The organism is Kitasatospora sp. NPDC091257 (genome assembly GCF_044757675.1).
Taxonomy (GTDB): domain Bacteria; phylum Actinomycetota; class Actinomycetes; order Streptomycetales; family Streptomycetaceae; genus Kitasatospora; species Kitasatospora lactacystinica.
This window is the reverse complement of sequence record NZ_JBIVVI010001161.1, coordinates 1-2,837: the sequence shown is the minus strand read 5'-3', so window position 1 is coordinate 2,837 and position 2,837 is coordinate 1. Positions and strand designations below refer to the sequence as shown.

The 2,837-nt window shown below is 73.7% G+C and carries 1 pseudogene; it reads left to right on the top strand.

What is annotated here, in order from left to right:
• Positions 1 to 2,837, top strand: a pseudogene (locus ACIQOV_RS35790) (hypothetical protein); the annotation flags it as partial.

Sequence of the window (2,837 nt, the reverse complement as noted above, 5' to 3'; positions counted from 1 at the left end):
CCCCCGAACCGGCCCCCGCCCCCGAGGCCGAGGACCGCAGCGCCCGCGACCTCCAGCCGGAACAGCCGGTCGAGCAGGAGATCGGCCCCGAACCCACCGCGAACCCGGCCGCCCCGGCGCCGGCCGCCGCCGAGCCCGCCCCGGTGGAACCGCGCCGGCCCGACACCCCCGCCGAGGAGGCGCGCGAGGCCGAACCGGCCCCCGAACCGGCCGGCTCGCCCGAGCCGGGCGGCGCGGAGCGCACGGCCGCGCCCACCGCGGCAGGGCCGGTCGGCGGGGACGGCCCGGGCGGTGACGGCGCCGGTCCGGACACCGGCGGGCCCGAAGCGGCACCCGGCGCGGACTCCCCCGGGACCGCCGCCGAGACCGCCCCCGGTCCGGCGGCCGAGCAGGCCGAGGCGCCCGCCGGACTCGCCGGCCAGCCCGCCCCGGACGCCTCCCTGGAGTCCGGCGGCGGCGCCTGCGCGGGCCCGCAGCAGCCCACCACCGAGGCGGAACCGGACGGTGCCGGACCCGGTGGCTGCGCAGCGGGGGGCGGCGCGGCGGGCGCCCCGGCCCAGCAGGAGCAGAAGCCCGCCCCGCCCGACGTCTCCGGCCAGGACCCGCAGAGCGCGCTCGCCACCGCCGCGAGCCTGCCGCCCGATCGGATGGCCACCACCCTGGACGGCGTGGACGGTTCGGTGGACCGTACGGTCGGCGAGCAGCAGGCCCGGCTGCAGGCCGCCCCGCCGACCGTCCAGCGCCCGTCCGGAGCCCCGCGGACCCAGTCCGGCACGCCCGAGGCCGCGCCGCCCGCCGAGGCGGTGACGGAGCGGCTGGAGCGGGTCGGCCCGCCGGGCGCGGACGGCGAGCAGCAGCGGGCCGAGGAGAAGAAGGTCGAGGGCCGCAACCCCGGCGACCGGGCCGCCCCGCCGCACGTCGCCGACGACCCGGGCAACCAGGTCTCGCCGCAGGAGGTCCAGCAGGCCCAGGTCGCGGTCGACGGCGTGCCCTCGTCCGACCCGGCGCTGAACACCACCGTCGGCCCGGCGCCCAAGGTCGAGCTGACCGGGGAGAGCGACCCGGCGCGCACCGACCGGCAGACCACGAAGCTCAAGGAGAGCTCGACCAGGATCCTCGGCGTCGGCCGGGAGGACGCCGCCAAGCCGATGGGCGAGGACCGGATCTACCCGGACGTGCCGAAGGAGACCCTCACCGCCTCCGTCCCCGGGGGCGGCCACAGGCGCGGCGGCGCCGGTGCGCGCGGCGCGACCGACACCAAGCCGGGCATCGGCATCGTCACCCAGCAGGAACGCGGCCCGCAGATCCAGGCCGCGGTCGGCCAGGGGCAGGGTCAACTGGGCTCCGCCCGGGCCGAGCAGAAGCAGGGCGAGGCCGAGGCACGGCGGCAGAACCAGGCCGAGACCGACCAGGCGGTGGCCGACAACGCCGAGGCCCAGGCCGGCGAGCGGGGCGAGGCCGCGGAGAGGGTCCGGGCCGAGCGCGAGCAGTGGCGCACCGAGCAGGACCGGAAGGTCTCCACCGCGGACCAGGACTCCGCCGCGGAGCACCAGGACAAGACCGAACAGATCGGCAGGAAGCGCACCGAGGCCGACAAGGACGTCCAGGACCGTCAGCAGCAGGACAACCAGAAGATCCAGGACAAGCGGAAGGAGGCCGAGGAGAAGGCCCAGAAGGAGAAGGACCGCAAGAAGGAGGAGTCCGAGGGCTGGTGGGGCTGGGTCAAGTCCAAGGTCAAGGCGGCCTTCGACGCGCTGGTCGAGGCGGTCACCAAGGTCTTCGACTTCTTCCGCGGCCTGATCAACGACATCATCGACGGCTTCCGGAAGTTCGCGAACTGGGCGATCGACCAGGCGCGGAAGTTCGCCGTCGACCTGATCAACAAGCTCGCGGACGCGCTGATCAAGATCTGCGACGTGCTGCTGGCGGCCTTCCCCGAACTGCGGGACAGGTTCCGCAAGAAGATCGAGGAGTGGCGCGACAAGGCCGTCGCCAAGGTCAACGAGTGGGCGGACAGGCTCAAGAACGCCGTCAACAAGCTGCTCGACCTGCTGGCGGCCGGGCTGAACGCGCTGCTCAACGCGCTGGAGGCGGGACTCAAGGCCGCGATCGAGGCGGTCCGCAAGACCGTCATGGACGCCATCGACTTCGTGCAGAAGGCGATCGCGGTCTTCGGCGAGTTCGCGGTCCTGATCGGCGACATCGCCTCCGACCCGGGCGGCTGGCTGAAGAAGCTCGGCAGCGCCGCGATCGACGGCATCCAGCACTACCTGTGGGGTGCGATCAAGAGCGCGGTCAAGCAGTGGTTCAACGAGAAGGTCGAGTCGGTGGTCGGCCTGACCTCCACCATCGTCAACGTGCTGGTCAAGGGCTGCATCTCGATGGCCCAGATCGGGCGGATGGCCTGGCAGGCGATCGTCGCCTCGCTGCCCGGGATGATCGTCTCGATCGTGATCGAGAAGCTGGTGTCGCTGATCGTGCCGGCGGCGGGCGCGATCATGGCGATCATCCAGGGGCTGGTGGCGGCGTGGAACACCATCAGCAAGATCGTCGCCGCGATCGGGAAGTTCGTCACCTTTCTCAAAGCGGTCAAGTCCGGTTCGGCCGCCTGCCTGTTCGCCGACGCGGTCGCGGCGGGCGTGGTCGCGCTGCTGGACTTCATCTCCAACTTCCTGCTCAGCAAGCTCAAGGGAGCCGGCAAGGCGGTCGGGACCAAACTCAAGGGGATCGCGCAGAAGATCCTCAAGGGCCTGGCGAGGGCCGGCCGGGGCGCCCGCAAGGCGGCCGGCCGGGCCGTCAACAAGGCCCGGGCGGGCCTGCGCCGGGCCACCCGGTCC